A 24,448-nucleotide genomic window follows, 5' to 3' on the forward strand; every position below is an offset into this window, starting at 1 on the left:
ATGAAAGATCTCGAAAGCCTTAGCGCAACCCAAGCCATTAAAGCCCTCTCCAAAAGAGAAATTAGGGCTACCGATTTATTGCTTTCCTGCTTAGACCGCATAGGACAAAAAGAAAGCCTCGTAAAAGCATGGACTAGCTTAGGCAAGGAAAATGCCTTATCGAGAGCTAAACAGCTCGATAAAGGTACATTTCAGGGCATATTGCATGGCTTGCCTATCGGAGTTAAGGATCTTTATGACACCTATGACTTGCCAACCTCCTACGGCTCCCCCATTTATGCAAATCATTATCCGACCGCAGATGCAGTTTCTGTAGCGCTTATGAGGCAAGCTGGCGGCATTATTTTGGGTAAAACTGTCACCACAGAGTTTGCGGCATTTAAAAGTGGTGTCACCACCAATCCACATGACGCTAAACACACTCCAGGCGGATCCTCCAGCGGTTCCGCTGCTGCAGTTGCAGACTTTATGGTTCCACTGGCTACTGGCAGTCAAACGGCGGGTTCAATCATTCGCCCAGCTTCTTTTTGTGGAGTTGTAGGCTTTAAACCAAGCATGGGCAAAGTCAGTATTGCAGGCATTAAAAGTCTGTCTGTCACCCTCGATACCATGGGTTGTTTTGGGAGAACAATTGAAGATGTAGGACTTGGTGTTGCAGCTATGAGCGGAGATCATCGCCTAGCAAAAATTGAGGTCCTGCACAATAAACCCCGCATCGCTATTTGTAAAACATCGAATTGGTCTGCCGCCCACAAGGAAACGGCAACCGCATTGGCAGTAGCTCGACATGCGGCTGAAATGATTGCCAAGGGAGCGGTTGGCGACCTTAAATTATCTAAAGCCTGCGATGGACTTACCCAAGCACAAAGTCGCGTCATGCATTCTGAAATGTCTCGTAGCTTGTTATTCGAGCGCGTACATCATGCAAAGAAATTAAGCCCCCAATTGAGCAAGCAACTCAGCGACGGCGCAGAAATTAGTTACGAACAATATGCAAAAGATCTGCAACTGGCCAGCAAGGCAAAAGCTGCTGTGGCAGAGTTATTTAGTGGAGAGATTGATATCCTGATAGCGCCAAGCGCAATCGGTGAGGCACCCAGCATTAAAGATGGCACTGGAGATCCCATTTTCTGTCGCGGCTGGACCCTATTAGGTTTGCCTTGTATCAATATTAATGTGGCTAATGGTCCCAATGGATTGCCAGTCGGAATTCAGTTGATTGCAGGGCAAGGTAAGGATCATTTCTTGCTTAGTGCCGCGCGAGCATTTGCCCTGTCATTGCCCGACCCCACTTTGCGAGATCAGGCATAGATCACGTCTTAATCGAGTGTAATGTTTGCAGCTTTAATCGCTTTGCTCCAGAAAGGAATTTCTTTCTTCACCAAAGCATCAGTTTGGGCTGGACTTAGGTAACGGAGTTCAACACCAGCAGCATCAGCACGCTCCTTAATTTCTGGCAGCGCTAAGCTCTGCTTCACTGAGTCTGTTAGCTTAGAAATAACTGGGGCCGTCGTTCCTGCTGGAGCATACAAAGCAACCCAAGATTCCAGCTGAAATGATGGTAGGCCAGCCTCAGCAGTAGTCGGTACATTTGGCATTCCAGGATGACGATTTTTACCAGTCACCGCCAAGCCCTTCAGCTTGCCGCTCTGGACATGCTGCATTACCGATGGGGGTGTACTAATAAAGACTTGAACTTGCCCCGCTAATACATCCTGAATCGCTGGACCAGATCCTTTGTATGGAACGTGAACCATATCTACACCGGTAGTTTGCTTAAAGATTTCTGTACCAATATGCGACACGGAGCCATTGCCTTGAGAGGCGTAATTGAGTTTGCCAGGATTTGCTTTTGCGTAAGCAATAAATTCCTTGAGATTGTTTACCGGAACTGAGGGATGAACTGCAATGACATTCGTTGAAACCGTTAACAAGGCTATTGGAGAAAAATCTTTAATGGGATCCCAGGATAATTTATCAAACAAGGCAGGATTGCCTACGTGATACCCAGAGTAGGAGATTAGCAATGTATAGCCATCAGGCTTTGCTTTGGCAACGTATTGATAGGCCGTGTTACCACTTGCTCCAGGCTTGTTATCAACAACCACCGGTTGACCAATCACACGCGTCAAGGGCTCGCTTAATAGACGGGCCGAAGTATCTACCAAACCACCTGGAGGGTTTGGCACTACCAAGGTAATGGGTCGATCTGGAAATGATTGAGCAAAACCTAAGCTTGCGATGCCCAAACCTAAGGCTGTAAGCGCACCACGAATAACTGAATTACTTTTCATTGCTGTCTCCAAGCTATTATTTTTTAAGTTTAGCGCTGCCCTACTTTTACATCACCAAAGACTGTCTGAGCCTCACGCGGCAAACAACGCCAATAGCGCTCGTTTGCAGTAACGGTGGCATTTAACGCTGCCGCAGCTTCCCAAGCCCAACGAGGCTTATATAAAAAAGCTCTTGCCAAAGCGATAAGATCCGCATCACCCGACTGCAATATATCTTCTGCTTGCTGAGGATCGGTGATCAAGCCTACTGTCATGGTTGGCAAACCGGATTGGTCTTTAACAATCTTTGCAAATGGCACTTGGTAGTTTGGCCCAATCGCAATCTTTTGCTTAGGCGAGATCCCACCAGAAGAAATATGTACAAAATCGCAACCTGATCCCTTCAGGGTTTTAGTAAATGCCGCCGTTTCTTCAGGAGTCCAACCTCCCTCAATCCAGTCATGGCCGGACAAGCGAATGCCTAAAACGCCTTGATAGACCTCCCTTACTGCCTTAAATAATTCCAAGGGAAAACGAATGCGATTTTCATAGGATCCACCGTATTCATCAGTGCGTTGGTTCGCAATTGGAGATAAGAATTGATGCAGCAAGTAACCGTGGGCACTATGCAATTCAATACCGTCGATTCCAATTCGATCAGCGCGCTGTGCTGATGCAACGAAGTCATCAATGAGTTTTCTTAACTCATCCTTTGTCAACTCATGGGGAAGTCGCTCACCATCTAACTGTGGGATCGCAGATGGCGCTAATGTTTCCCATCCGCCTTGGTCTTTGGCAAGCAATTGACCGCCTTGCCAGGGAGTGGCGCTCGATGCTTTGCGTCCCGCATGCGCTAACTGAATAAAAACCGGCATAGCTGGTGCCAGGGCACGCGCACGACTTAATTTATCCTTTAATGCCGCCTCCGTACGGTCATCCCAAAGCCCAAGACAAGCAGGTGTAATACGAGCCTCTGGGCTTACGCCGGTAGCCTCAATAATGAACAAGGCCGCACCACTATTCAGTAAGTTACCCCAATGCATCAGATGCCAATCCGTTGCCTCGCCGTTATTGGCCGAATATTGGCACATGGGGGCGACCACGATACGATTAGCCAGCGTCAAAGGGCCCCTCGGGGAGCCAAGGGTGTAGCTTGAAAATAAAAGACTCATGAAGTACCTTAAAAAGCCCAAAAATAGGTCAAAAAATACGAAAATTGCCGTAAAGCGATAGAATACTCAAAAAGCAGAATAAACGAGACAGCGAAGTTGTGCAGGCTAGGAAGCCAAGCGACTTTATTATTAAAACCTTTAAAAATACTCACTACAAGAGACTATGAACGCACCTCAAGCCTTTGAATCAAAAGAAGATATTGGCCACTTTGTTGGCGGCAATGTAGTTAACCCTAAAGATGGTCGCTTTGCCGATGTTTACAACCCAACCAAAGGAACTGTAGCGCGCCGTGTTGCGCTTGCCAGCCGCAAAGAGGTTGATGAAGTTGTAGCCAATGCCCAAATAGCATTTGTGTCATGGAGCCAAACCTCCCCATTGCGCCGTGCACGCATCATGTTCAAGTATCTTGAATTGTTAAATGCTCATCGCGATGAGTTGGCAGCCATCATTACAGCAGAACATGGCAAGGTGTTTACCGATGCCCAAGGAGAAGTGACGCGTGGCATTGAGATTGTGGAATTTGCTACCGGCATTCCTGAGCTACTCAAAGGCGACTACACCGAGCAAGTATCGACTGGTATTGATAACTGGGTTATGCGTCAGCCCTTAGGTGTGGTTGCTGGTATCACCCCATTCAACTTCCCAGTCATGGTGCCAATGTGGATGTTCCCAGTGGCAATAGCTTGTGGCAATACTTTCATTCTCAAGCCTAGCCCGACAGATCCTTCTGCCTCTTTGTTTATGGCTAAGTTGCTCAAGGAAGCTGGCCTGCCTGACGGAGTATTCAACGTTGTTCAAGGTGATAAAGAAGCGGTTGATGCCTTAATTGAAAATCCAGATGTTAAAGCGGTAAGTTTTGTGGGCTCCACTCCAATTGCCAATTACATCTATGAGCGCTGCTCTCACTTTGGCAAGCGCTCCCAAGCTTTAGGCGGTGCAAAGAACCACATGGTGATCATGCCTGATGCTGATATTGATAAAGCAATTGATGCCCTGGTTGGTGCTGCTTACGGCTCCGCTGGCGAACGTTGTATGGCGATTTCTGTAGCGGTATTGGTTGGTGATGTAGCAGAGAAAATTATGCCAAAGCTGATCGAGCGCACTAAGACTCTAAAAGTTAAAAACGGCATGGAACTTGATGCTGAAATGGGGCCAATCGTTACTAAAGCGGCTCTTGAGCGCATTACTGGCTACATTGAGGCTGGCGTAGCTTCGGGCGCAAAACTCCTTGTTGATGGCCGCGGTCTCAAAGTGCCTGGTAGTGAAGATGGTTTCTTCATTGGTGGCACATTGTTTGACAATGTCACACCAGATATGAAAATCTATTTGGAAGAAATCTTCGGACCAGTTTTATCTTGCCTCCGTGTTGCAAACTTTACCGATGCACTTAACTTAGTAAATTCATGTGAGTTTGGTAATGGTGTTGCCTGCTTTACCAGCGATGGCAATATTGCTCGTGAATTTGCTCGCCGTGTACAAGTAGGTATGGTTGGTATCAACGTACCTATTCCGGTTCCGATGGCATGGCATGGCTTTGGCGGCTGGAAGAAGTCTATCTTTGGCGATATGCATGCATATGGCAAGGAAGGTGTTCGTTTCTATACCAAGCAAAAGAGTGTGATGCAACGTTGGCCTGAAAGTATTGCTAAAGGCGCAGAGTTTGTGATGCCGACTTCGAAGTAAGCTTGTTTAAGACGAATAAAAAGCGACCTTCGGGTCGCTTTTTTGTTCCTAACAAAGCATGTGAATAGGCATTACTTTCGTTTGTTTAAAAAGGAGGTCAAGATTTGGCCAAGCCCCTTACATTCAACCAATTCACGCTCCTCAACCTCAAACACATCTCTAACTAAGTCAGCGGTTGCTGGTGTCATATGGACACGCCCAACTAATGAAGTGGATTCCATGCGACTGGCAGTATTCACCGTATTACCCCAAAGATCGTATGAAAACTTAGTAAAGCCGATGACTCCAGCTACTACAGGACCCGAGTTTAATCCGATGCGCATTTCTAAATTGATACCATTATCAGCATTAAAAGATGCTAGATCTTCAAACATCCCTAGAGCCATATCAGCGACGATAATGGCGTGATCTGAGCGGGGTATAGGCAAGCCACCGGCAGCCATATATGCATCGCCAATCGTTTTAATTTTCTCCAAACCTAAATCTTCCGCCCTTCTATCAAAACGTCCAAATAAGTCATTTAACAGCTTGACTAACTCACCCGCTGTTTTGGTGGATGACATTTTGGTAAAACCAGATAAATCACTAAACAAAATAGTAACTTCAGGATAGCTCCCTGAAATATTGCTCTCACCTTTTTTTAGCCTCTCAGCAATCGGCTTTGGCAAAATATTGAGCATCAGCTTTTCAGTTTTCATCTGCTCAATATTGAGAAGTTCTTTCTCATGCTGCAATTGAATGATCCGCTCCCTATCTACATCACGAAGGCGCTTCTTCTCGAGGGAAGAAAATACCCTCGCACGCAACAGCACAGGATCAAATGGTTTAGGTAAGTAATCTTCTGCCCCTACCTGAATACACTCAATGGTTCTCTCAAAGTGCTCTGACCCAGAAACAATAATGACTGGTAAGTAACGTAATTCTGGTGAGGATTTAATGGCCTTGAGGGTTTCAAGACCGTCCATCTCTGGCATTTCCATATCCAAAAGCATGAGATCGAAGACTTCGGCGCGCACCTTCTCAAGTGCCTCAACCCCGTCTCCCGCCTCTTGAATATTCGTAATGCCAATAGAATTCAGTTCACGAATTAAGAGCTTTCGCAAAGTACGGCTATCGTCCACCACTAAGACTTTCATTGCCTTAGTTTGTTCTAGGATTTCTTGTGAGATGTTGTTGTTTTCCATGTTCATTTCTATACATATGCCTTAGCTAAATTAACTTATCTTTTTTGATAATAGGAAACCCTATCTAACTGCACAATCTTATAAGTTTGATCAAATAAGATGGATTCAGACGACCCTAAAATTAAATAGGATGAGGAATCCAATAATTGTGTGTATAAGCGCTTAACAATTTGAGATTTTGTGACTTGATTAAAGTAAATAAGGACATTGCGGATCAAAATCAAATCAAACTTAGCCATCAAGGGCCAATCTTGGATGAGGTTCATCTGCTTAAATTGCACTATGCTGCGAAGGTCTGGATTAATTTCGTAATAGCCATTGGGCAATTTCTTAAAATGTCGCTGAATTTGAGCCTCAGATAGACCGCGCTGTATTTCCGTTTGGTTATAAATACCTAAACTGGCTTTTTCCAATGCTTGCTCTGAAATATCAGTAGCTAAAATGCGGATCTTCCAACCAGTAAGTTCAGGAAAATGTTCGCGCAATAAAATAGCAATGCTATAAGGTTCTTGGCCTGTTGAGGAAGCCGCAGACCAAATATTGAGTTCACGCGAATCTTTTCGTTTATGGATGAGATCCGGAAAAATAGTTGTTTTCAGAATTTCAAATGGATGAATATCTCTAAAAAAACTGGTTTCATTCGTGGTCATCGCCTCAAAGGCTTGCCAATGAATTTCACCAACTGGATTGGTAATCAAGAATCGCAATAGGGCTGAATGTCCTGCAAAACGGTGTTCAGTAACAATGCTAGATAAGCGAGAATGAATGAGGTATACCTTACTTGCATCCAAGGCTACGCCAATATTTTTTTCTACTAAGCTAAAGAAGCCCTCAACATCTGTTTGATCAAGTGGGCTACTGTCTAAATTCATTTCAACTGAGTCCGAAATAGAATTTCGTCAGGTATAGCCTCTAAAGGAAGCACTTTTTCAGCTAAATCAGCCTGAGCGATCGCACCAGGCATTCCCCAAATGACACTGGTCTCCTTGTCTTGCGCTAAAACCACTCCATTACTGCGAATAATATCTTCAGCGCCTCGCAGACCATCGTAGCCCATACCTGTTAGTACGACCGCTAATAATGACTGTCCATAAACCTTCGCTGCACTTCTAAATAGAACATCTACTGCAGGCCTACAAGAATTTTCAGGCGGGTCTTCATTCAAATACATAAACACTTTTGTTCCCTTGCGCCTTAACTCAAGGTGATAGCCCCCTGGCGCTAAATAGGCATGCCCAGCAACAGCCTCCTGACCATCATAGGGCTCTTGAACTGGCATCACGCCAATTTCCGTTAAACGTGCTGCCAATAAAGTAGTGAACTTTGGAGGCATATGTTGGACGATGAAGATGGGGACCGTTAAAGGTGTACGCCATAGTTCAAAAACCTTCATTAGAGCTGCAGGCCCTCCAGTAGAAACTCCGATACACAGTGCATCCACTGGATACAAAGGGCGCCCTTCAGGCCTAATGACTTTAGTGCTTGATGAAGAGGAAGCTATTTCGCTGGGCAGGGTTGTTATTTTTTCAGGCACAGGAATGGATAGTGCCTCTCGACGAGCTGCACCGCGCTCCTTGATTGATGATGCCTTCTTGACTTTGCCAGACTCGCGTTGACACAAAGCCTTAATCTTAGGAATCAAGCTTTCTTCTAAAACCTTGTATGCATCCGCGGGGTTTGATGAAGCCTGAGGTTTACCTACGTAATCACTAGCACCATAGGTTAAGGCGTCCATCGTTGCCTTAGCACCTCTTTGAGTGAGAGAGCTAAACATGATAATCGGCAATGTTGGGTGTATCTTACGAATCTCACGTAATGCCGTAATACCATCCATCTCTGGCATTTCAACGTCCAAAGTCACAATATCAGGGCTGGAGCGTTTAATAGCTTCAATAGCCAGTAAACCATTGGCAGCTGTACCTACCACCTCAATATCAGAATGTTTCATCAAAGAGGTCATGATGATACGGCGCATGACGGCAGAATCATCAACGATCAACACTCGAATTTTATCTTCAAACTTCATTACTTAATCCACAAAAATACGAGCATAGATACTACTAGGGAAACCTGAAAAGATTGCAATCCATTAAGCCAGGAGCAATTGGTTCTTTGACTTTTCGGCGCGCCGGTTAATGAGCTGAGGATCTAGAATTAATAAAAGCCTGTCGCTCAATTTATGAACCCCCATCACCAATTCTCTAGAGATTACAGAGAAGTTACTCGGTGGGGGCTCAAAAGTATCTTGATCTAACGAGAGAATCTCACCTGCATCATCCACTAAAAGCGCAACCAAAAAACCATCGCTACGCAAAATAATACTGATAGACTCGGTTAAGCCGGAATGGCGCTCTAAACTTAATCGCTCATACATATCAATTGCTGGTACTAATTGCCCGCGCAAATTCATGATCCCACGCACAAACTTTGCACTCTTGGGAACTGGTGTTACTTCTAAATTTCGATTGAGCTCGAGCACATCACTTGCATTGATGCCAAAGTAATGACCACCCAAATAAAATGTTACAAAATCCGTAGAAATACTCATGAGCTAAAGTCCATATCAATGACAGCTGGATATTCTTTGGAGTTTTCCTGCAAATTACGCATCATCAAAATTTCTTGTAAATCGATCACGTTAATCACTTGATTGTTCAAAGAAACACATCCTATCAAGCCTTTTTGCGGAGGATTTGCTTCATGTAGATTTTTGGAGACATGAATAATGTCGTGCACTTGACTAACAACTAAGCCCACTGGTAAGCCATTGGTGTAATGGACTATGACAGGGATCACCTCATCTTCAGCCGTAGAGGGTTTAGTTTTTTCAGCACCTTCAATGTAGTGATTCAGGTATAGCAAATGCATGATCTCTTTGCCGTATTGAATGACATCGCGATTACCATTGCGTTGTACCTGTTTCGGAGAAATCATTTCGAGACGCTCAACATTATCAAGATAAATTGCAAGGCGTGACTGTCCTTCCAGCTCAAAGGACAGCATTGCTACCTCATCGTCGGATGATCGCTCGGGTGTACTTTCGGCATTTAATGGGCGAGACTGAATTTTTGCAACCATACCAGATTGAATCGCAATTCCATCGATATCTAAAATCAAAGCTACTCGACCATTTCCTAAAATAGTAGCTCCCGCAAAATCTTTTACATCTTTAAGTAATGGTCCAAGAGGCTTAACAACCACCTCTTGCATATTGAGAACCTCATCTACAACTAAACCAAAACGAATACCAGAAGATTGCAAAATCGCAATATTCAGAATTGCATCATCGGCTGGCAAGTCTTGACTGACTTCAAGTTGATGATTTAGAAATAAGATGGGGACTAATTGATTGCGCAATCTAAAGACTGGTGTACCGTAGAAATCTTCCAAGCCAGTACTGTCGCCACTTAAATCTAAGCGCACCATCTCCAAAACACTGTTTTGCGGTATGGCATAGGGCTCAGAGCCACAGCGCACAAATAACGCTGGCATGATAGCTAGTGTTAATGGAATTTTCAGGCGAATATTGGTGCCAGCGCCACGCTTACTATTGATATCAATTGACCCACCAATATTGGAGATATTGGTCTTGACTACATCCATGCCAACCCCTCTTCCAGAGAGATTGGTTACTTGACTCTTCGTAGAGAAGCCTGGTAAGAAAATAAATTCTAGTAATTGCAAGTCAGATAATTCTTGTGCTTGTTGCACAGAAACCAGATTCTTTTCTATTGCCTTTTGACGCACCAAATCAAAATCTACCCCAGCTCCATCATCAGCAATCTCAATCACTACCATTCCATTTTCATGGCTAGCACGAAGTAAGACTTTGCCCAGTTCAGGTTTTCCGAGTCTGATACGTTCCTCGGGGATCTCAACACCATGATCAATGCTATTTCGAATGATATGCACTAAAGGGTCGCGGATAGCATCAAGCAAGGTTCTATCTAACTCTGTTTCTGAACCCTCTTGAATCAAAGTCACTTGCTTGCCACATTGGTTCGAGACATCACGCATCAAGCGCGGAAATTTAGTCCAAACTTGAGAAATCGGTTGCATGCGTGTCTTCATCATGCGCTCTTGCAGCTCAAGCGTCAGCAAATCAACGACACGAACTGCGCTTGAAAAATCATGATCACTAAATTGATTGGTAAATGGCAGTAGACGATTTCTTGCTAACACCATTTCACTCACTAAATTCATCAAGCGATCTAATAACTCAAGACTGACTTTTACAGGCGCAGCAGATTCTTGGGTCTTAACAATATCGGCAGGATCTGGGGCCCACACCTGGTCAGTGGATTCACTATCATCTGAACCAATTACCACAGGAGCTTTAACAGGGTTCGCCTGTGATTCTGATGACGCAGCCTGAGAAACGGGCTCAGGCTCAGACGCTGGTGCTGGTGTAGAAATCGTTGATGGTTCAATAGTTGGTGCTGGCTGAGCAGACGGAGTCACTTGGGCTACCGGAGCTGATGTATTAACCTCTTTACCGGCTGCGAGAGAGAGTAAATGCTCAACCAATACCGAGTCGTCACCAGCAGGTTCAGTTTGAGTGGCTTCAATTCCTTCAATGATGCCTCTCAGGCAATCTAAAGCAGAGAGTAAGATTGTGGCCTTCTGGGTATCTAGCGTTAACTGCCCATCTCGAATTTTTCCCAATAAGGACTCGCCTGCATGCGAAACCTTCTCAAGGCGCTTAAAGGCAAAAAATCCGCTACTCCCTTTAAGGGTGTGCATCGCACGGAAAATATTGCCAACTAATTTTTTGTCATCGGGCGTTATCTCCAATTGAACAAAATCGAGGTCGAGCTGATCCAATATCTCGCGCGCCTCAACGATGAACTCAATTAAGATGTCGTCATCATTCATAGATTGCTATGTCGCTGTTCTATCAATAAGCCTATCGAATCCTTAAACTTTGAATCTAGAAACGAGATCTTGCAATTCACTAGCAATCTTGGCCAGATCAGAGGCTGCCACTTGCGTATTTGCAGCGCCCTCAGTAGTGCTTTGAGCTGCCTCAGATACAGTACTGATGTTCGAAGCAATATTGGCGCTACTTGAAGCAGCAGTAGAAACGCTACGACCCATTTCACCGGTAGTAGCTGCCTGCTCCTCTACTGCGCTGGCGATTAAGCTAGAAATGTCATTAATCTTATTAATAATGGTGGAAATTTCTTCGATCGAAACCATCGCACCATTAGTATCAGACTGAATCGCCGTAATGCTGCCACTAATTTCTTCGGTAGCCTTAGCAGTTTGCCTTGCCAACTCTTTCACTTCGTTTGCTACCACCGCAAAACCTTTACCGAGCTCACCGGCACGGGCAGCCTCAATCGTGGCATTGAGTGCCAAGAGGTTAGTTTGTTCAGCAATACTAGAAATCACTTTCAGCACGCTGCCGATTTCAGTACTGCTCTCACTTAACTTGGCCATCGTGGCATTCGTTCTTTGTGCAATTTGTACTGCCTGATTAGCCACGGTAGAAGCTTCGACTGCATTAATCGAGATTTCTCGAATGCTAGCGCTCATCTCTTCGACGCCTGCAGCAACTGTCTGGGTATTGGAGCTAACCTCAACCGCAGCGCCTGATACTACTTTAGCTTGCGCGGCGGTTTCTTCTGCATTCGAACTCATCTGCATACTGACTGCAGCCAACTCTTCAGAAGAGCTTGCTAATGAAGTTGCATTTTTAGAAATCGCTTGGAATGCCTTACGTGAGGTATCGATTAAACGATTCACCTGCGTGCTGATATCGAGGAAGAAACCTTCTTTACCAGCTAATGGCACTTCGGCTGTGAAATCACCAGCAGCTGCTGCAGAAATGATCTCACCAATCTGCTTGGTAGTTTCTTGGGCTTTGATATTATTTTCACGATCCAGGGTTGCTAACTGATCGGCTTTTTGCAAGCTAACCTGTAAAACACCAACGGCTTTAGCCATCGTGCCAATTTCATTGTTGTAATCGGTATTCGCTATAGCGTTATGTAATTTAGCGTCAGCTAGATCACTAATAGATGCAGCCAGGCTGTTAATTGGTCCGTTAATGGATTTATTGACGAGATAAATAATGACTAAAGAAAAGAGGATGGCAATAGCCAACATCGCTCCAAGCAGTGTTTTTACAAAAGAAGCCAACTCCATGGCCTTTTCCATATTCTGTTCAGCACCCTGGGCTTTGAGCTCACTGATCTCTTTAATCTCAGCAGAAAGCTTGGAAACTAAATCCTGATAATCTTTCGCGGTAATAGCTTTATAGCCTGAAATTGCCGGGGTGTTAGTCTGAGTGGAAAGTACTACTTTATCCACTGCAGCATAGTAGGCTTCGAGATCAGGCTTTACATTGTCAATTTTCTCTTTTAAAGCAGGGCGAATAATCGTGGACTTTGCTTTTTCGTAAAGCTCCATCTGCGTTTTTTTGGTCTTCGCAATCGTATCCAATGATTTCTGTGCGCTCTCAGAATCACCAGCATTTACTGCCAGGATGTAACGGTTGGTTGTACGACCGATGATATTGACATCTCGATTGAGCTGACGTAAATAAGAAATTCCCAATAAGTCTTTCTCATACATCTTTTTAGTATTACCAATCAATTCATCAAAGGCCCAAAATGATGCGCCTGCAATAATGATTGAAAATAAAACGACTAAAGAAAAACCAATGACCAGCTTGGTTTTGAGTTTGAGTTTTTCAAAGTTTTTGAACAAGGACATGATTCGGGGCACCAGAATGGATTGAAAAAAATAACCATTTCATAATACATTTTTTTCTTTAAGAAATAGTTATCTTTGCCCCAATTTAGATAAATAATGAAACGGCCCTATAAAAAAACGGGTGGCAAAAACGAGCAATCTTAAGGGTAATTACTAGGTAGTATAAAAGTACTAACGCAAGATTACTGCAGGGTATTTTTGAAGGCAGGCAGCATGGGCATAGCTAGGACCTCAATGCCCTCCTCCCTAAGTGACTCTGCTTCATCCAAGGTAGTTTGACCCCGAATACTGCGCTCTGGAGATTCTTTGTAATGAATCTTCCTAGCTTCATCAGCAAAAGAGTCACCAACATCTTCAGAGCGACCCATCAGTTCGCGCATACCCTTTAAGAAGGCGGCTTGAACTTGGGCTTCTAGGTTTGAATGATCGTTACCGGTAAGCGCAACAACGTCCCCGCTCGGATTGCTTGGCTCTGGCTTAGAAACCGCTAACTCTGTGGAGCTAGATTTACCGATATGTGGAGCAGACGGCATGCGGGTGATTTCAGTGCTGTCGCATACAGGACAGGCGAGCATTCCCTTGTCTTGCTGAGCAAGGCAATCCTCTTCGGAGGCAAACCATCCTTCAAAGCGATGATCTAATGGGCAGGCTAAGTTATAAACTTTCATAAAACGTATATAAGGGCAAAAACGATAAATTCAATACCCCCATTTTAATCGGGTTTGAATAACCCTAGAGAATTAGCGTTGGCTTCACTAGTCCACGACGATAGCGATCAAGCCAATAGGTTGATATGGTGGTTTTAACGTCCGTAATCTCGCCAGCCTCAACCCAGCCTATCAATTGCTCTAGAGGGGCAGCAAATACATCCAGAAACTCTTCCTCGTCAAGGTGACTTTTGCCAGGCACTAAATCTTCTGCTAAGTAGATATCTATGAACTCGGTTGAATACGAGATTACTGGATGGATACGTCTTATCAAGCTCCATTTTTTGGCGGTGTAGCCAGTCTCTTCCTCAAGCTCACGTTTTGCGCAAACTAAATGGTCTTCTTTTGGATCTAATTTACCCGCAGGAATTTCAATACAGGCTTTGGCAATCGGATAGCGATACTGGCGCTCCAGAAGCACCCTACCATCCTCCAATAATGCAACGATGGCAACCGCACCAGGATGCGTTAAATACTCACGTATAGCTTGTTCGCCATTTGGCAATGAAACGGTATCGCGCTTCATGTTCAAGAAAATGCCGCCGTAAATATCTTCGCCAGATAAACGTTCCTCACGTAGATGTTTATCCCCCGCTGGAAGATCTTCAAAGAATTTTTCTGTCATGGCTATTGATCGTTGATTTATGAAGAATTGATTAAAACATCTTAATAAATGTTCATGTCATTTTGATGGCTTTAAAACAATAAAGGCTCCCAATAGGAGCCTTTATTAAACTGGTTTGGAAGAATTAAGATCCCAGCAACGTACGGCGCATTGCATCCAAACATAAACTCATGAGTCCTGCAGGAACAATGCCTAGCACCAAGACCAATAAGCAATTTAAGCTCAAGATGCCTTTGGCAATGCCGGAACCAGAAACTGTGATCTCGTGCTCAGGTTCATCAAAATACATCACCTTCACTACGCGCAAGTAATAAAAAGCACCCACCAAAGAAGCCATCACAGCAATGACTGCCAAGAAGGTATGCTCAGCATCCACAAGGGCTTCTAGAACGCCTAATTTAGATGCAAAACCAACTGTAGGCGGAATCCCTGCTAAAGAGAACATCATGACTAGGCCAATAAAGGCAAACCATGGGTGCTTCTTGTTTAAACCCTTTAGACCATCCAAGGTTTCGCAGTCGTAGCCCTTGCGTGACAAAGCCATCAACAAGCCAAAGGTACCAAGCGTTGTCAAAACATAGGTAATTGAATAGAACATGGCTGCGCTAAATGCATGATCATCAAATACAGACAACATACCCAAGAGCACAAAGCCCATTTGTGCGATGGCAGAATAAGCCAGCATGCGCTTGATATTTGTTTGTGCTATCGCGGTCACATTACCAACAACAAGAGATAAGACAGCTAGCAAGACCAACATTGGCTGCCAATCACCTAGTAAAGGCAATAAAGTATTTACCAACAAACGGAATAACAAAGCAAAGGCAGCAAGCTTGGGTGCTGCAGCAATCATTAAAGTGACAGCCGTTGGCGCACCTTGATAAACATCAGGCACCCACATATGAAACGGCACAACCCCCAACTTAAAGGCTAAGCCAGCAACAATGAATACCAATCCAAAAGCCATAACTAAATGATTCACTCGGGGATCTGCAACCGTTTTGAAGATCTCAATCAGATCAAGAGAACCAGTGACACCGTACAGCATGGACATGCCATAAAGCAGAAAACCAGAGGCTAATGCGCCCAGGATGAAATACTTAATACCAGCCTCAACACTCTTCTCGCTACTGTGGCGCATTGCAACTAACGCATAGGTAGGAAGAGCCATTAATTCTAGGCCGAGATACAAAGTCAACAGATTTGCACCTGAGATCAATACAAACTGCCCAAGCAAGGCAAGTAAAGCCAAAACAATGAAGTCAGGACGGAATAAAGCGCGATCCATCAAGTATTGCTTGGAATAAATCAAGCTCACTAATACGGCGATACAAGAACAAGCCTTCAACAAGTTTGAAAATGGATCAGACTGAAATAAACCATTCATTGCTACCAATGCTGGATCACCCATGCGTCCAACTAAGGCGAAAATCAGGTACACCAACAAGATTAGCGAGAAGAAGTACACAAAACCAACACCACGCGGAGTATGGAAAATGTCTTGCTCTACACCGGGAGTAGGTGTCGCTCTCTCAGGTACATAAACGCTGGCAACCAGCAATAAGCAAGTTACAACGAGTAGAACAAGTTCCGGCAGGATGGCGTATAGATCGAATGCTTGCATTTGTACTTACTCAGAGTTTGCTTACAGCAACATGCTGCAGCAGATTAATTACAGCTGGGTGAATGATGTCGGTGAATGGCTTTGGATAAACACCCATACCAATGACGCAGATCGATAAAACCGCCATCAAGAAATACTCACGGGCATTGAGATCTTTGAGCTCTTCAACATGAGCATTGTTAATGGTGCCGAAAAATACACGCTTTACCATCCACAAGGAATAAGCGGCACCCAAAATCAATGCTGTTGCAGCCAAAATACCAATCACAAAATCATAATCTACGGCGGCCAATATCACCATGAACTCGCCTACGAAACCAGAGGTCGCCGGCAAACCACAGTTAGCCATTGCCATCAAGACCGCAAAAGCGGTAAACGCAGGCATACGGTGCACTACACCGCCGTAATCAGCGATTTGACGCGTATGCATCCGATCGTAGAGCACGCCAATTGACAGGAACATTGCGCCGGCAACAAAGCCGTGAGAAATCATTTGAACGATGCCGCCCTCAATACCCAATGGACTGAAGAGGAAGAAACCTAAAGTCACGAAACCCATATGCGCAACCGATGAGTACGCAACCAGCTTTTTCATGTCCTTTTGAACTAATGCAACAGCGCCCACATAGATCACTGCAACTAAAGACAAGAAGATTACAAATGGGCCTAAATACTGACTTGCATCAGGTGCGATTGGTAATGAGAAACGTAGGAAGCCATAAGCACCCAGTTTTAGCATGATGGCAGCCAAGACAACCGAGCCACCCGTTGGCGCCTCAACGTGAACGTCTGGCAACCAAGTGTGCAATGGCCACATTGGCACCTTCACAGCAAATGCCATGAAGAATGCAGCAAACAACAAGACCTGCACCACAATATCTAAACGCGCATTTTGCCAAGCCAAGATATCAAACGTATTCGTAACGTTGTACAGGTAAAGCATAGCAACCAAAGTCAACAAGGAACCGAGCAAGGTATACAAGAAGAACTTGAATGCCGCATAGATACGATTGTGACCGCCCCAGACGCCAATGATGATGTACATCGGAATTAAGGTCGCTTCAAAGAATACATAGAACAGCAAGGCGTCTAATGCAGAAAACACGCCAATCATCAATCCAGACAGGATCATGAAAGAAGCAAAGTATTGAGAAACTTTAGTTTGGATTACTTCCCAAGCGGCAATCACCACAATAATATTAATGAAGGCAGTGAGGACAATGAACCAAACAGAGATGCCGTCAATACCGAGGTGATAGTTAATGTCGTAGCGTGGAATCCAGCTTAGCTTTTCTACAAACTGCATTCCAGGGTTAGCGATATCAAAATTGATAACGAGTGGCAGAGTCGCAATGAAGCCGAGCACAGCACCGACGAGCGCTAACCAGCGAACTCCTGCAGATGGCTTCTCAGACCCATAAAACAGAATAATGAGTCCAAAAACAATCGGGGTCCAAATGGCGTAAGAAAGAATCATAGTGGCTACTTAAGTAACAAAGGCCTAGCGAACAAAAGGCAGGTAAGCGTACAAAACCCAAGCAAGCAATACCGCTAAGCCTGCAATCATTGCAAAGGCATAGTGATAGAGATAACCGGATTGCAAATGACGTATTACTCCAGCAAAGCGCCCTACTGCATGCGCACTGCCGTTAACGAAGAAACCATCGATGATCTTTTGATCGCCGCGGTGCCATAAGAAGCTGCCGATCCAAATCAGACCCTTGGCAAATACAGCTTGATTCAATTCATCTAGGTAGTACTTGTTATCAAGCAATTTTTTGATTGGAGCAAGTGCTTGTGCAACTTTGCCCGGCAACTTTGGTGCCCATAGATAACCAATAGCAGCAGTCAATACGCCAAGAACTACCAACAGCAATACAGGAGATGTAAATGCATGAATTGCCATAGCAACTGGGCCATGGAATTCATCTTCTAATTCCTTCATTACTGGATGGCGCGCTAAATCAATAAAAATGGAGTCGCCAAAGTAAGTTCCGAATAGCAGCGGAGAAATAGTGTAGAAACCAATGATTACAGATGGAATTGCCAAGAGAATTAAAGGCAATGTCACAACAAACGGTGATTCATGCGGTTTTTGACCAGGAGCCAAGCCATGGTGAGCATGATCATCGCCCTGCTCTGCATGTTCATGGTGATCATCATGCACATGAGAATCTTCATGTCCCCAGCGAGCTTTGCCGTGGAAAACATAAAAATACAAACGGAATGAATACAAGGCGGTTACGAAGACACTTGCCATTACAGCAAAGTAAGCGAAGCCAGAGCCTGGAATATGGCTAGCAGCAACCGCTTCAATAATGGAATCTTTTGAATAGAAGCCTGAGAAGAAAGGCGTACCAACCAGTGCCAGGTTACCCAATAACATCATGAGGCAAGTAATTGGCATGTACTTCCAAAGACCGCCCATCTTGCGCATATCTTGCTCATGATGCATGCCAAGAATGACGCTACCAGCAGCAAGAAACAATAAGGCCTTGAAGAAAGCGTGAGTCATCAAGTGGAAGATGGCGACTGGATAGGCAGACACACCCAAGGCAACAGTCATATAACCCAACTGAGACAAAGTGGAATAGGCAACTACGCGCTTGATATCGTTTTGTACGATCCCCAGGAATCCCATAAAGAGTGCGGTAATAGAGCCAATCACCAAGATAAAGCTTAATGCCGTATCTGAAAGTTCAAACAATGGCGACATCCGGGACACCATGAAAATACCTGCAGTAACCATGGTTGCCGCATGAATCAATGCTGAGATTGGTGTCGGGCCTTCCATCGAGTCAGGCAACCAAACATGCAATGGAAATTGTGCAGATTTACCCATTGCACCAATGAACAGGCAAATACAAGCAACAGTCATCAAATTCCAGCTTGTGCCTGGAAGGGTTTGCGCTGCCAATGCGGAGTTCTGAGAAAAGATAACGTCGTACTGCATTGATCCTGTGCTGGCTAGCAAAATACCAATACCAAGGATGAATCCGAAGTCGCCAACACGATTGACTAAGAAGGCCTTCATATTTGCGAATACAGCAGACTGGCGATCGAAATAAAAGCCAATGAGCAAATAAGAAACTACACCCACCGCCTCCCAACCGAAGAAGAGTTGTAAAAGGTTATTACTCATCACCAACATCAGCATGGCAAAAGTAAACAATGAGATATAGGAGAAGAAACGGTTATAACCTTCTTCACCATGCATATAGCCAATGGTGTAGATATGGACCATCAATGACACAAAGGTCACTACGCACATCATCGTTGCAGCTAAAGGATCAATTAAGAAGCCAATATCTAAATTGAGTTCGCCCAATTGCATCCAGCGATACACCGTGCCGTTGAAATAGAAGCCATCCATTACCTGAACTAAAACATTGCAAGACAGCACAAAAGCAATCGTTACGCCCAAAATAGTGACAAACTGACTTGCACCATGTCCAATGCGGTTGCCACCTAGCTTAGTGCCAAAGAAGCCGGCAATCATGGAGCCAACCAATGGCGCCAAAGGAATGGCGCAGAGTACGGGAATGTTTAAGGTCAATTGCATCACTAGCCTTTTAGGTGGTCAAGATCTTCGGCATTAATGGTGTCAACCTTACGGAAGAGCACAACCAAAATTGCCAAGCCGATAGCTGCCTCAGCAGCTGCCACAGTCAAAATAAAGAATACGAATACTTGACCCGCCATATCACCCAAGTAATGGGAGAAAGCTACGAAGTTCATGTTGACCGAAAGAAGCATTAGTTCAATTGCCATTAGCAGTACGATGACATTCTTACGGTTTAAGAAAATTCCGATAACGCTGGTGGCGAACAGAATTGCACCAAGCACCAAATAATGGGCAAGAGTAATGTTCATTTCTTCTCTCCTCTTGCATCTTGCTTTGCAGCCATGTCAGAACCCATTTTCACAATACGCATACGATCTGCAGCAACCACATTGACCTGCTCATGAATATTTTGTGATTTAGAGTCTTTGCGATTACGCAATGTCAATGCAACAGCAGCAATGATGGCTACCAACAAAATGACACCAGCCACTTCAAAGGCATAAACATAGTCGACAAAGATCAACATGCCTAAAGCTTGAGTATTGTTAGCCATCATTTCTTCTGGCATAGGCTGTACTGGGGCATTGGTACCAATAAAGCTACGAATGATCACAATGGAGAGCTCTAAAACAATTACCGCACCCATTAAAAAGGCAACTGGTAGATACTTTTTAAAATCTCTACGGAGATGTTCTATATCCAGATCTAGCATCATGACCACAAATAAGAACAACACCATTACAGCGCCTACATAAACCAGAATCAAAGCTAAGCTTAAGAACTCCGCTTTGAGTAGCATCCAGAGTCCAGACGCACAAAAGAAAGCCAATACCAAGAATAGTGCCGCATGCACTGGATTGCGGGCAGTGATCACGCGCAAGGCGGAGATGACCAACAGACCTGCAAATCCGTAAAAGAAAGCGGCAAATAAAATAGATGGATCGAATGTCATATTAGTTCAGCTCTATTCGATTAACGGTAAGGTGCATCAGCTGCACGGTTAGCGGCGATATCTTTTTCATATTTATCGCCAACAGCCAAAAGCATTTCTTTAGTGAAATACAGATCGCCGCGCTTATCCCCAAAATATTCAAAAATATTGGTTTCAACAATGGCGTCTACTGGACAAGCCTCTTCACAGAAACCACAGAAAATACATTTTGTGAGATCGATGTCATAACGGCTAGTGCGTCGAGTACCGTCATCTCGCTCAGCGGTTTCAATAGTGATGGCATAAGCTGGGCAGACCGCCTCACAGAGTTTGCAGCCAATGCAACGCTCTTCACCATTTTCATAGCGACGCAATGCATGCAAGCCACGGAAACGAGCAGACAAAGGCGTCTTCTCTTCCGGATATTGAATAGTAATTTTGGGTTTGAATAAATAACGACCAGTAATAGACATACCAGTGAGGATGTCTTTCAGCATCAAGCTATCGAGGAATTGGGAAATTTTCTTAAACATGATTGGTCAACTTATTTCCAAATATTCCATGGGGATACAACCCAAGCGCCGATAACAACCACCCAAAATACTGAGATGGGAATAAAGATTTTCCAACCCAAACGCATGATTTGGTCATAGCGATAACGTGGCAATGTGGCACGCAACCAAATTACACAAGATAGAAGGAAGAAGGTTTTACCGAATAACCAGAAGAAGCCTGGAATGTCGCGCAAGATCGGTAGGTCAACGATGGGCAACCAGCCGCCCAGGAACATAATTGAAGCAACGGCTGCAATCAAAATCATGTTGGCATATTCAGCCAAGAAGAACATGGCAAAAGACATGCCTGAGTATTCAACCATGTGTCCAGCAACTATCTCAGATTCACCCTCAACTACGTCAAATGGATGGCGGTTAGTTTCAGCTACACCAGAGATGAAATAAATTAAGAACATTGGCAATAGAGGCAACCAATTCCATGACAGAAAATTCAGGCCAATGCTTGCAAAGTAGCCCTGCTCTTGTGAGGCAACAATCGTGCTCAAATTCAATGAGCCAGAAGTTAGCAACACAGTAACCAATGCAAAGCCCATCGCAATCTCGTAAGAGATCATTTGGGCCGATGCGCGCATTGCGCCGAGGAATGGATATTTAGAGTTAGAAGACCAACCGGCCAAGATCACGCCATAGACACCAATGGAAGAAATGGCCATGATGTACAGCAAGCCTGCATTGACATCGGCTAGCACCATCTTCGCTTGAAAGGGAATAACAGCCCATGCAGCAAAGGCAGGCATGATCACCATAATGGGGGCAATAAAGTACAGAACTTTGCTAGCTTGAGCAGGAGCAATAATCTCCTTCATCAACAACTTCAACGCATCAGCAATCGGCTGCAATAAACCCAAAGGACCAACGCGATTTGGCCCAAGGCGAATATGCATCCAACCAATTAACTTTCTTTCCCAGAGAGTTAAGTAAGCAACGCATCCGAACATCGGCAATACGATGATGACAATCCGTACTAATGCCCAAACTAAAGGCCAAAGTGAGCCAAAAATGGCCTCGCCTTGAGTGGTGATGAGGTTCAAGAAATTATCCATCTCGTACCTTAAGCTTTGCTAATCGTTACTGGACCAAACATCGATCCCAAATTCGCACTAGCCATGGTGCCCGCAGAGATTCTGACGGCGCCTGGCGCTAGATTTACCTCTAGTGTGGCTGGCATATCAACTGATTGAGATCCTTGAGTAACGCGCACTGCATCACCTTCTTTAAGACCTAATTCCGAGAATAGGTTCTGATTTAATCCAACTTGATTACCGCGCTTAGCATCGCGCGTTAATTGCAATGCTGATGAACGACGTACGATTTGGTCACCCGCATAAATATTGACATCAGCTAAGCGCTCAAGACCATTAAATGGTGCTAGATTGCCGTTAGAAATGGAGTTGCTGGAAGCTTGATTGCTCAAACGGGTGCAATAACCCTCACCCAATGCTTCACCCAACACTTCCTCAGGTGCATTTAATAAGAATCCATCTAAGCCCAATAAACCACCCAGAACGCGCAATACTTTCCATGCTGGACGCGAATCGCCCAAAGGTTTTACTGAAGGCTGAACTGTTTGAACTCTTCCTTCAAGATTTACAAAGGTTGACACTGTTTCTGTGTATGTGGCGATTGGCAGAATCACATCGGCCACCTCTAGCAAATCAGCACTCTTATAGGCACTCAAGGCAATAACAGTATTCGCATTTGCCAAAGCAGTGCGAGCTGCAGCTGGATTCGGTAAATCGGCATCTGGCTCAATGTTCATCAAAATGACTGCACGACGATCACCAGAGAGTACCGACTCAACGCCCGCACCATTTGCGTTGACTAAGGATGCACCAACAGCATTTCCACCTACAGGCAGGAAGCCCAAGGTAGCACCAGTCTGTTCTGCAATGAACTGCGCCATCACATGCAAATCAGAAGCATGGTGATGTGAAATTGCAGCGGAACCTAGCAATACAGCAGTTGACTCGCCTGAGAGCAAGCTATCTGCGATCTTCTGAGCTGCCGGAGAAATCGATAAGTTAAATGTTCCTGCGGGTGCAGTAGTTGACTTAGCTTTCGCAACAGCCAGTGCAACTTCACTCAATGTGTTTAGCCAGGCGCTTGGTGCAGCAGTGATACCACTGCTGGAGATTAACCAGTCATCTCCACCTGCATCGATACGCATTACTTGTAAACCACGCTTGCTAGCAGTACGAATACGAGCCGCTAATACTGGCTGATCCTTACGCAAGAAACTGCCAACTATTAATACGCGGTCTAATTCGCTTAATTTAGTAATTGGCATACCCAGCCATGGAGCAGTTGCAGCAGCCTTCACATCAGTTTGGCGTAAACGGGTATCAACCTGCTGAGAGCCTAAGCCACGCAACACCTTTTGCAATAGGTGCAATTCTTCGGTGCTGGAAATAGGATGAGCTAATGCGCCAATGGATTCTGAGCCACTTTCCGCTGAAATGGTTTTCAGCGAATGCGCCACATAGTCCAAGGCTGACTGCCAATCCGTTTCTAACCACTGACCGCCCTGCTTGACCATTGGTGTTGTGACACGATCATTGCTATTTAAACCTTCATAAGAGAAGCGATCTCGATCGCTAATCCAGCATTCATTAATTGCTTCATTTTCAAGAGCAACAACTCGCATGACTTTATTAGCTTTAGTTTGAACTGTAGTATTTGCACCTAAGCTGTCGTGCGGGCTTACAGAACGTTTGCGTCCGAGTTCCCATGTGCGAGCTGCATAACGGAATGGCTTACTGGTTAAGGCGCCAACTGGGCACAAGTCAATCATATTTCCAGATAGCTCTGAATCAACCGTCTGACCAACAAAGGTGGTGATTTCTGAATGCTCGCCGCGGTTGACCATTCCCAATTCCATAACGCCGGCAACCTCTTGACCAAAGCGTACGCAACGAGTGCAATGGATGCAACGAGTCATTTCCTGCATGGAAATCAAGGGGCCTACATTCTTGTGGAAAACAACCCGCTTCTCTTCGTCGTAGCGTGAATTTGATTTACCGTAACCAACAGCCAAATCTTGCAACTGGCACTCGCCACCCTGGTCGCAAATTGGGCAATCCAATGGATGGTTAATTAAGAGAAATTCCATTACAGAGCGTTGCGCTTCGACGGCCTTGGCAGAGTGCGTAAACACCTTCATGCCTTGTGTCACCGGCGTGGCGCAAGCAGGCAACGGTTTAGGGGCTTTCTCAACCTCTACTAGACACATACGGCAGTTAGCAGCAATAGATAGTTTTTTGTGATAGCAGAAGTGGGGAACATAGGTACCGAGCTTGTTCGCGGCGTGCATCACCATCGAACCTTGCGGAACCTCTACTGCCTTGCCATCTAATTCGATTTCTACCATGCTCACTTTTAGATATCCCGT

At 44.8% G+C, this 24,448-nt stretch carries 20 protein-coding genes; 2 read left to right on the forward strand and 18 right to left on the reverse strand.

All coding sequences use genetic code 11. From position 1 onward, the window contains the following. Positions 1–1,311, forward strand: coding sequence for an amidase (locus tag ICN33_RS09775; RefSeq protein ID WP_216196384.1), 1,311 nt, complete (start codon positions 1–3; stop codon positions 1,309–1,311). A gap of 8 nt (positions 1,312–1,319) precedes the next feature. Here the strand turns inward: ICN33_RS09775 and ICN33_RS09780 are convergent, their stop codons facing one another. After that, the gene (locus tag ICN33_RS09780; RefSeq protein WP_216196385.1) at positions 1,320–2,294 is read right to left on the reverse strand and encodes a tripartite tricarboxylate transporter substrate binding protein; all 975 of its coding nucleotides are present in this window, start codon (positions 2,292–2,294) and stop codon (positions 1,320–1,322) included. Between the two features lie 29 nt (positions 2,295–2,323). Further along, complete coding sequence (locus ICN33_RS09785) at positions 2,324–3,445, reverse strand: NADH:flavin oxidoreductase/NADH oxidase (RefSeq protein ID WP_216196386.1); 1,122 nt, start codon at positions 3,443–3,445, stop codon at positions 2,324–2,326. Positions 3,446–3,608: 163 nt separating this feature from the next. Here ICN33_RS09785 and ICN33_RS09790 point away from each other — a divergent pair, with 163 nt between their 5' ends. Then, the gene (locus ICN33_RS09790) at positions 3,609–5,129 is read left to right on the forward strand and encodes a CoA-acylating methylmalonate-semialdehyde dehydrogenase (protein WP_216196387.1); all 1,521 of its coding nucleotides are present in this window, start codon (positions 3,609–3,611) and stop codon (positions 5,127–5,129) included. A gap of 71 nt (positions 5,130–5,200) precedes the next feature. Here ICN33_RS09790 and ICN33_RS09795 read toward each other — a convergent pair whose 3' ends face one another. The 16 genes from ICN33_RS09795 to nuoG all read right to left on the reverse strand — a co-directional run bounded on the left by ICN33_RS09795 (position 5,201) and on the right by nuoG (position 24,427). Beyond that, entirely contained in the window at positions 5,201–6,319 is a 1,119-nt protein-coding gene (locus ICN33_RS09795) for an adenylate/guanylate cyclase domain-containing protein (RefSeq protein ID WP_216196388.1), read from the reverse strand. A gap of 29 nt (positions 6,320–6,348) precedes the next feature. After that, the gene (locus ICN33_RS09800) at positions 6,349–7,185 is read right to left on the reverse strand and encodes a protein-glutamate O-methyltransferase CheR (RefSeq protein WP_216196389.1); all 837 of its coding nucleotides are present in this window, start codon (positions 7,183–7,185) and stop codon (positions 6,349–6,351) included. Then, positions 7,182–8,339: a chemotaxis response regulator protein-glutamate methylesterase gene (locus ICN33_RS09805; RefSeq protein ID WP_216196390.1), complete on the reverse strand. Its 1,158-nt coding sequence runs from the start codon at positions 8,337–8,339 to the stop codon at positions 7,182–7,184. The genes ICN33_RS09800 and ICN33_RS09805 overlap by 4 nt, the downstream gene beginning before the upstream one ends. A 63-nt stretch (positions 8,340–8,402) precedes the next feature. Further along, a complete protein-coding gene (locus tag ICN33_RS09810) occupies positions 8,403–8,861 on the reverse strand; it encodes a chemotaxis protein CheW (protein WP_216196391.1) in 459 nt (152 codons plus the stop codon). Next, on the reverse strand, positions 8,858–11,188 hold the full coding sequence (locus ICN33_RS09815) for a chemotaxis protein CheA (protein WP_216196392.1): 2,331 nt from the start codon (positions 11,186–11,188) through the stop codon (positions 8,858–8,860). The genes ICN33_RS09810 and ICN33_RS09815 overlap by 4 nt, the downstream gene beginning before the upstream one ends. 42 nt (positions 11,189–11,230) lie before the next feature. Then, positions 11,231–13,033, reverse strand: a complete 1,803-nt coding sequence (locus tag ICN33_RS09820; RefSeq protein WP_216196393.1) for a methyl-accepting chemotaxis protein — start codon at positions 13,031–13,033, stop codon at positions 11,231–11,233. 182 nt (positions 13,034–13,215) lie between these two features. Then, positions 13,216–13,701 carry a DUF1178 family protein gene (locus ICN33_RS09825; protein ID WP_216196394.1) on the reverse strand — a complete coding sequence of 162 codons (486 nt, stop codon included), beginning with the start codon at positions 13,699–13,701 and terminating at the stop codon, positions 13,216–13,218. A gap of 64 nt (positions 13,702–13,765) precedes the next feature. Further along, complete coding sequence (locus ICN33_RS09830) at positions 13,766–14,365, reverse strand: NUDIX domain-containing protein (protein WP_216196395.1); 600 nt, start codon at positions 14,363–14,365, stop codon at positions 13,766–13,768. Positions 14,366–14,489: 124 nt separating this feature from the next. After that, positions 14,490–15,989, reverse strand: a complete 1,500-nt coding sequence (gene nuoN, locus ICN33_RS09835; RefSeq protein WP_216196396.1) for an NADH-quinone oxidoreductase subunit NuoN — start codon at positions 15,987–15,989, stop codon at positions 14,490–14,492. A gap of 10 nt (positions 15,990–15,999) precedes the next feature. Beyond that, entirely contained in the window at positions 16,000–17,466 is a 1,467-nt protein-coding gene (locus ICN33_RS09840; RefSeq protein WP_216196397.1) for an NADH-quinone oxidoreductase subunit M, read from the reverse strand. Between the two features lie 24 nt (positions 17,467–17,490). Further along, positions 17,491–19,551 (reverse strand): NADH-quinone oxidoreductase subunit L, encoded by a 2,061-nt coding sequence (gene nuoL / locus ICN33_RS09845; RefSeq protein WP_216196398.1) that lies wholly within the window; start codon positions 19,549–19,551, stop codon positions 17,491–17,493. A 2-nt stretch (positions 19,552–19,553) separates the two neighbouring features. After that, positions 19,554–19,862 (reverse strand): NADH-quinone oxidoreductase subunit NuoK, encoded by a 309-nt coding sequence (gene nuoK / locus ICN33_RS09850; RefSeq protein ID WP_128113589.1) that lies wholly within the window; start codon positions 19,860–19,862, stop codon positions 19,554–19,556. After that, positions 19,859–20,506 carry an NADH-quinone oxidoreductase subunit J gene (locus ICN33_RS09855; protein WP_216196399.1) on the reverse strand — a complete coding sequence of 216 codons (648 nt, stop codon included), beginning with the start codon at positions 20,504–20,506 and terminating at the stop codon, positions 19,859–19,861. The genes nuoK and ICN33_RS09855 overlap by 4 nt, the downstream gene beginning before the upstream one ends. 20 nt (positions 20,507–20,526) lie before the next feature. After that, entirely contained in the window at positions 20,527–21,018 is a 492-nt protein-coding gene (nuoI, locus tag ICN33_RS09860) for an NADH-quinone oxidoreductase subunit NuoI (protein ID WP_216196400.1), read from the reverse strand. A gap of 11 nt (positions 21,019–21,029) precedes the next feature. Continuing rightward, positions 21,030–22,103, reverse strand: coding sequence for an NADH-quinone oxidoreductase subunit NuoH (gene nuoH / locus ICN33_RS09865; protein WP_216196401.1), 1,074 nt, complete (start codon positions 22,101–22,103; stop codon positions 21,030–21,032). A gap of 8 nt (positions 22,104–22,111) precedes the next feature. Beyond that, on the reverse strand, positions 22,112–24,427 hold the full coding sequence (gene nuoG / locus ICN33_RS09870) for an NADH-quinone oxidoreductase subunit NuoG (protein WP_216196402.1): 2,316 nt from the start codon (positions 24,425–24,427) through the stop codon (positions 22,112–22,114). Positions 24,428–24,448 lie beyond the last annotated feature (21 nt).

It is taken from the genome of Polynucleobacter sp. UB-Tiil-W10, assembly GCF_018881605.1.
Classification (GTDB): Bacteria; Pseudomonadota; Gammaproteobacteria; order Burkholderiales; family Burkholderiaceae; genus Polynucleobacter.

Excerpts from the sequence above, each read along its gene's own strand:
- ICN33_RS09775 (WP_216196384.1), top strand. The coding sequence starts at position 1 with ATGAAAGATCTCGAAAGCCTTAGCGCAACCCAAGCCATTAAAGCCCTC.
- ICN33_RS09780 (WP_216196385.1), bottom strand. The coding sequence starts at position 2,294 with ATGAAAAGTAATTCAGTTATTCGTGGTGCGCTTACAGCCTTAGGTTTG.
- ICN33_RS09785 (WP_216196386.1), bottom strand. The coding sequence starts at position 3,445 with ATGAGTCTTTTATTTTCAAGCTACACCCTTGGCTCCCCGAGGGGCCCT.
- ICN33_RS09790 (WP_216196387.1), top strand. The coding sequence starts at position 3,609 with ATGAACGCACCTCAAGCCTTTGAATCAAAAGAAGATATTGGCCACTTT.
- ICN33_RS09795 (WP_216196388.1), bottom strand. The coding sequence starts at position 6,319 with ATGAACATGGAAAACAACAACATCTCACAAGAAATCCTAGAACAAACT.
- ICN33_RS09800 (WP_216196389.1), bottom strand. The coding sequence starts at position 7,185 with ATGAATTTAGACAGTAGCCCACTTGATCAAACAGATGTTGAGGGCTTC.
- ICN33_RS09805 (WP_216196390.1), bottom strand. The coding sequence starts at position 8,339 with ATGAAGTTTGAAGATAAAATTCGAGTGTTGATCGTTGATGATTCTGCC.
- ICN33_RS09810 (WP_216196391.1), bottom strand. The coding sequence starts at position 8,861 with ATGAGTATTTCTACGGATTTTGTAACATTTTATTTGGGTGGTCATTAC.
- ICN33_RS09815 (WP_216196392.1), bottom strand. The coding sequence starts at position 11,188 with ATGAATGATGACGACATCTTAATTGAGTTCATCGTTGAGGCGCGCGAG.
- ICN33_RS09820 (WP_216196393.1), bottom strand. The coding sequence starts at position 13,033 with ATGTCCTTGTTCAAAAACTTTGAAAAACTCAAACTCAAAACCAAGCTG.
- ICN33_RS09825 (WP_216196394.1), bottom strand. The coding sequence starts at position 13,701 with ATGAAAGTTTATAACTTAGCCTGCCCATTAGATCATCGCTTTGAAGGA.
- ICN33_RS09830 (WP_216196395.1), bottom strand. The coding sequence starts at position 14,365 with ATGACAGAAAAATTCTTTGAAGATCTTCCAGCGGGGGATAAACATCTA.
- nuoN (WP_216196396.1), bottom strand. The coding sequence starts at position 15,989 with ATGCAAGCATTCGATCTATACGCCATCCTGCCGGAACTTGTTCTACTC.
- ICN33_RS09840 (WP_216196397.1), bottom strand. The coding sequence starts at position 17,466 with ATGATTCTTTCTTACGCCATTTGGACCCCGATTGTTTTTGGACTCATT.
- nuoL (WP_216196398.1), bottom strand. The coding sequence starts at position 19,551 with ATGCAATTGACCTTAAACATTCCCGTACTCTGCGCCATTCCTTTGGCG.
- nuoK (WP_128113589.1), bottom strand. The coding sequence starts at position 19,862 with ATGAACATTACTCTTGCCCATTATTTGGTGCTTGGTGCAATTCTGTTC.
- ICN33_RS09855 (WP_216196399.1), bottom strand. The coding sequence starts at position 20,506 with ATGACATTCGATCCATCTATTTTATTTGCCGCTTTCTTTTACGGATTT.
- nuoI (WP_216196400.1), bottom strand. The coding sequence starts at position 21,018 with ATGTTTAAGAAAATTTCCCAATTCCTCGATAGCTTGATGCTGAAAGAC.
- nuoH (WP_216196401.1), bottom strand. The coding sequence starts at position 22,103 with ATGGATAATTTCTTGAACCTCATCACCACTCAAGGCGAGGCCATTTTT.
- nuoG (WP_216196402.1), bottom strand. The coding sequence starts at position 24,427 with ATGGTAGAAATCGAATTAGATGGCAAGGCAGTAGAGGTTCCGCAAGGT.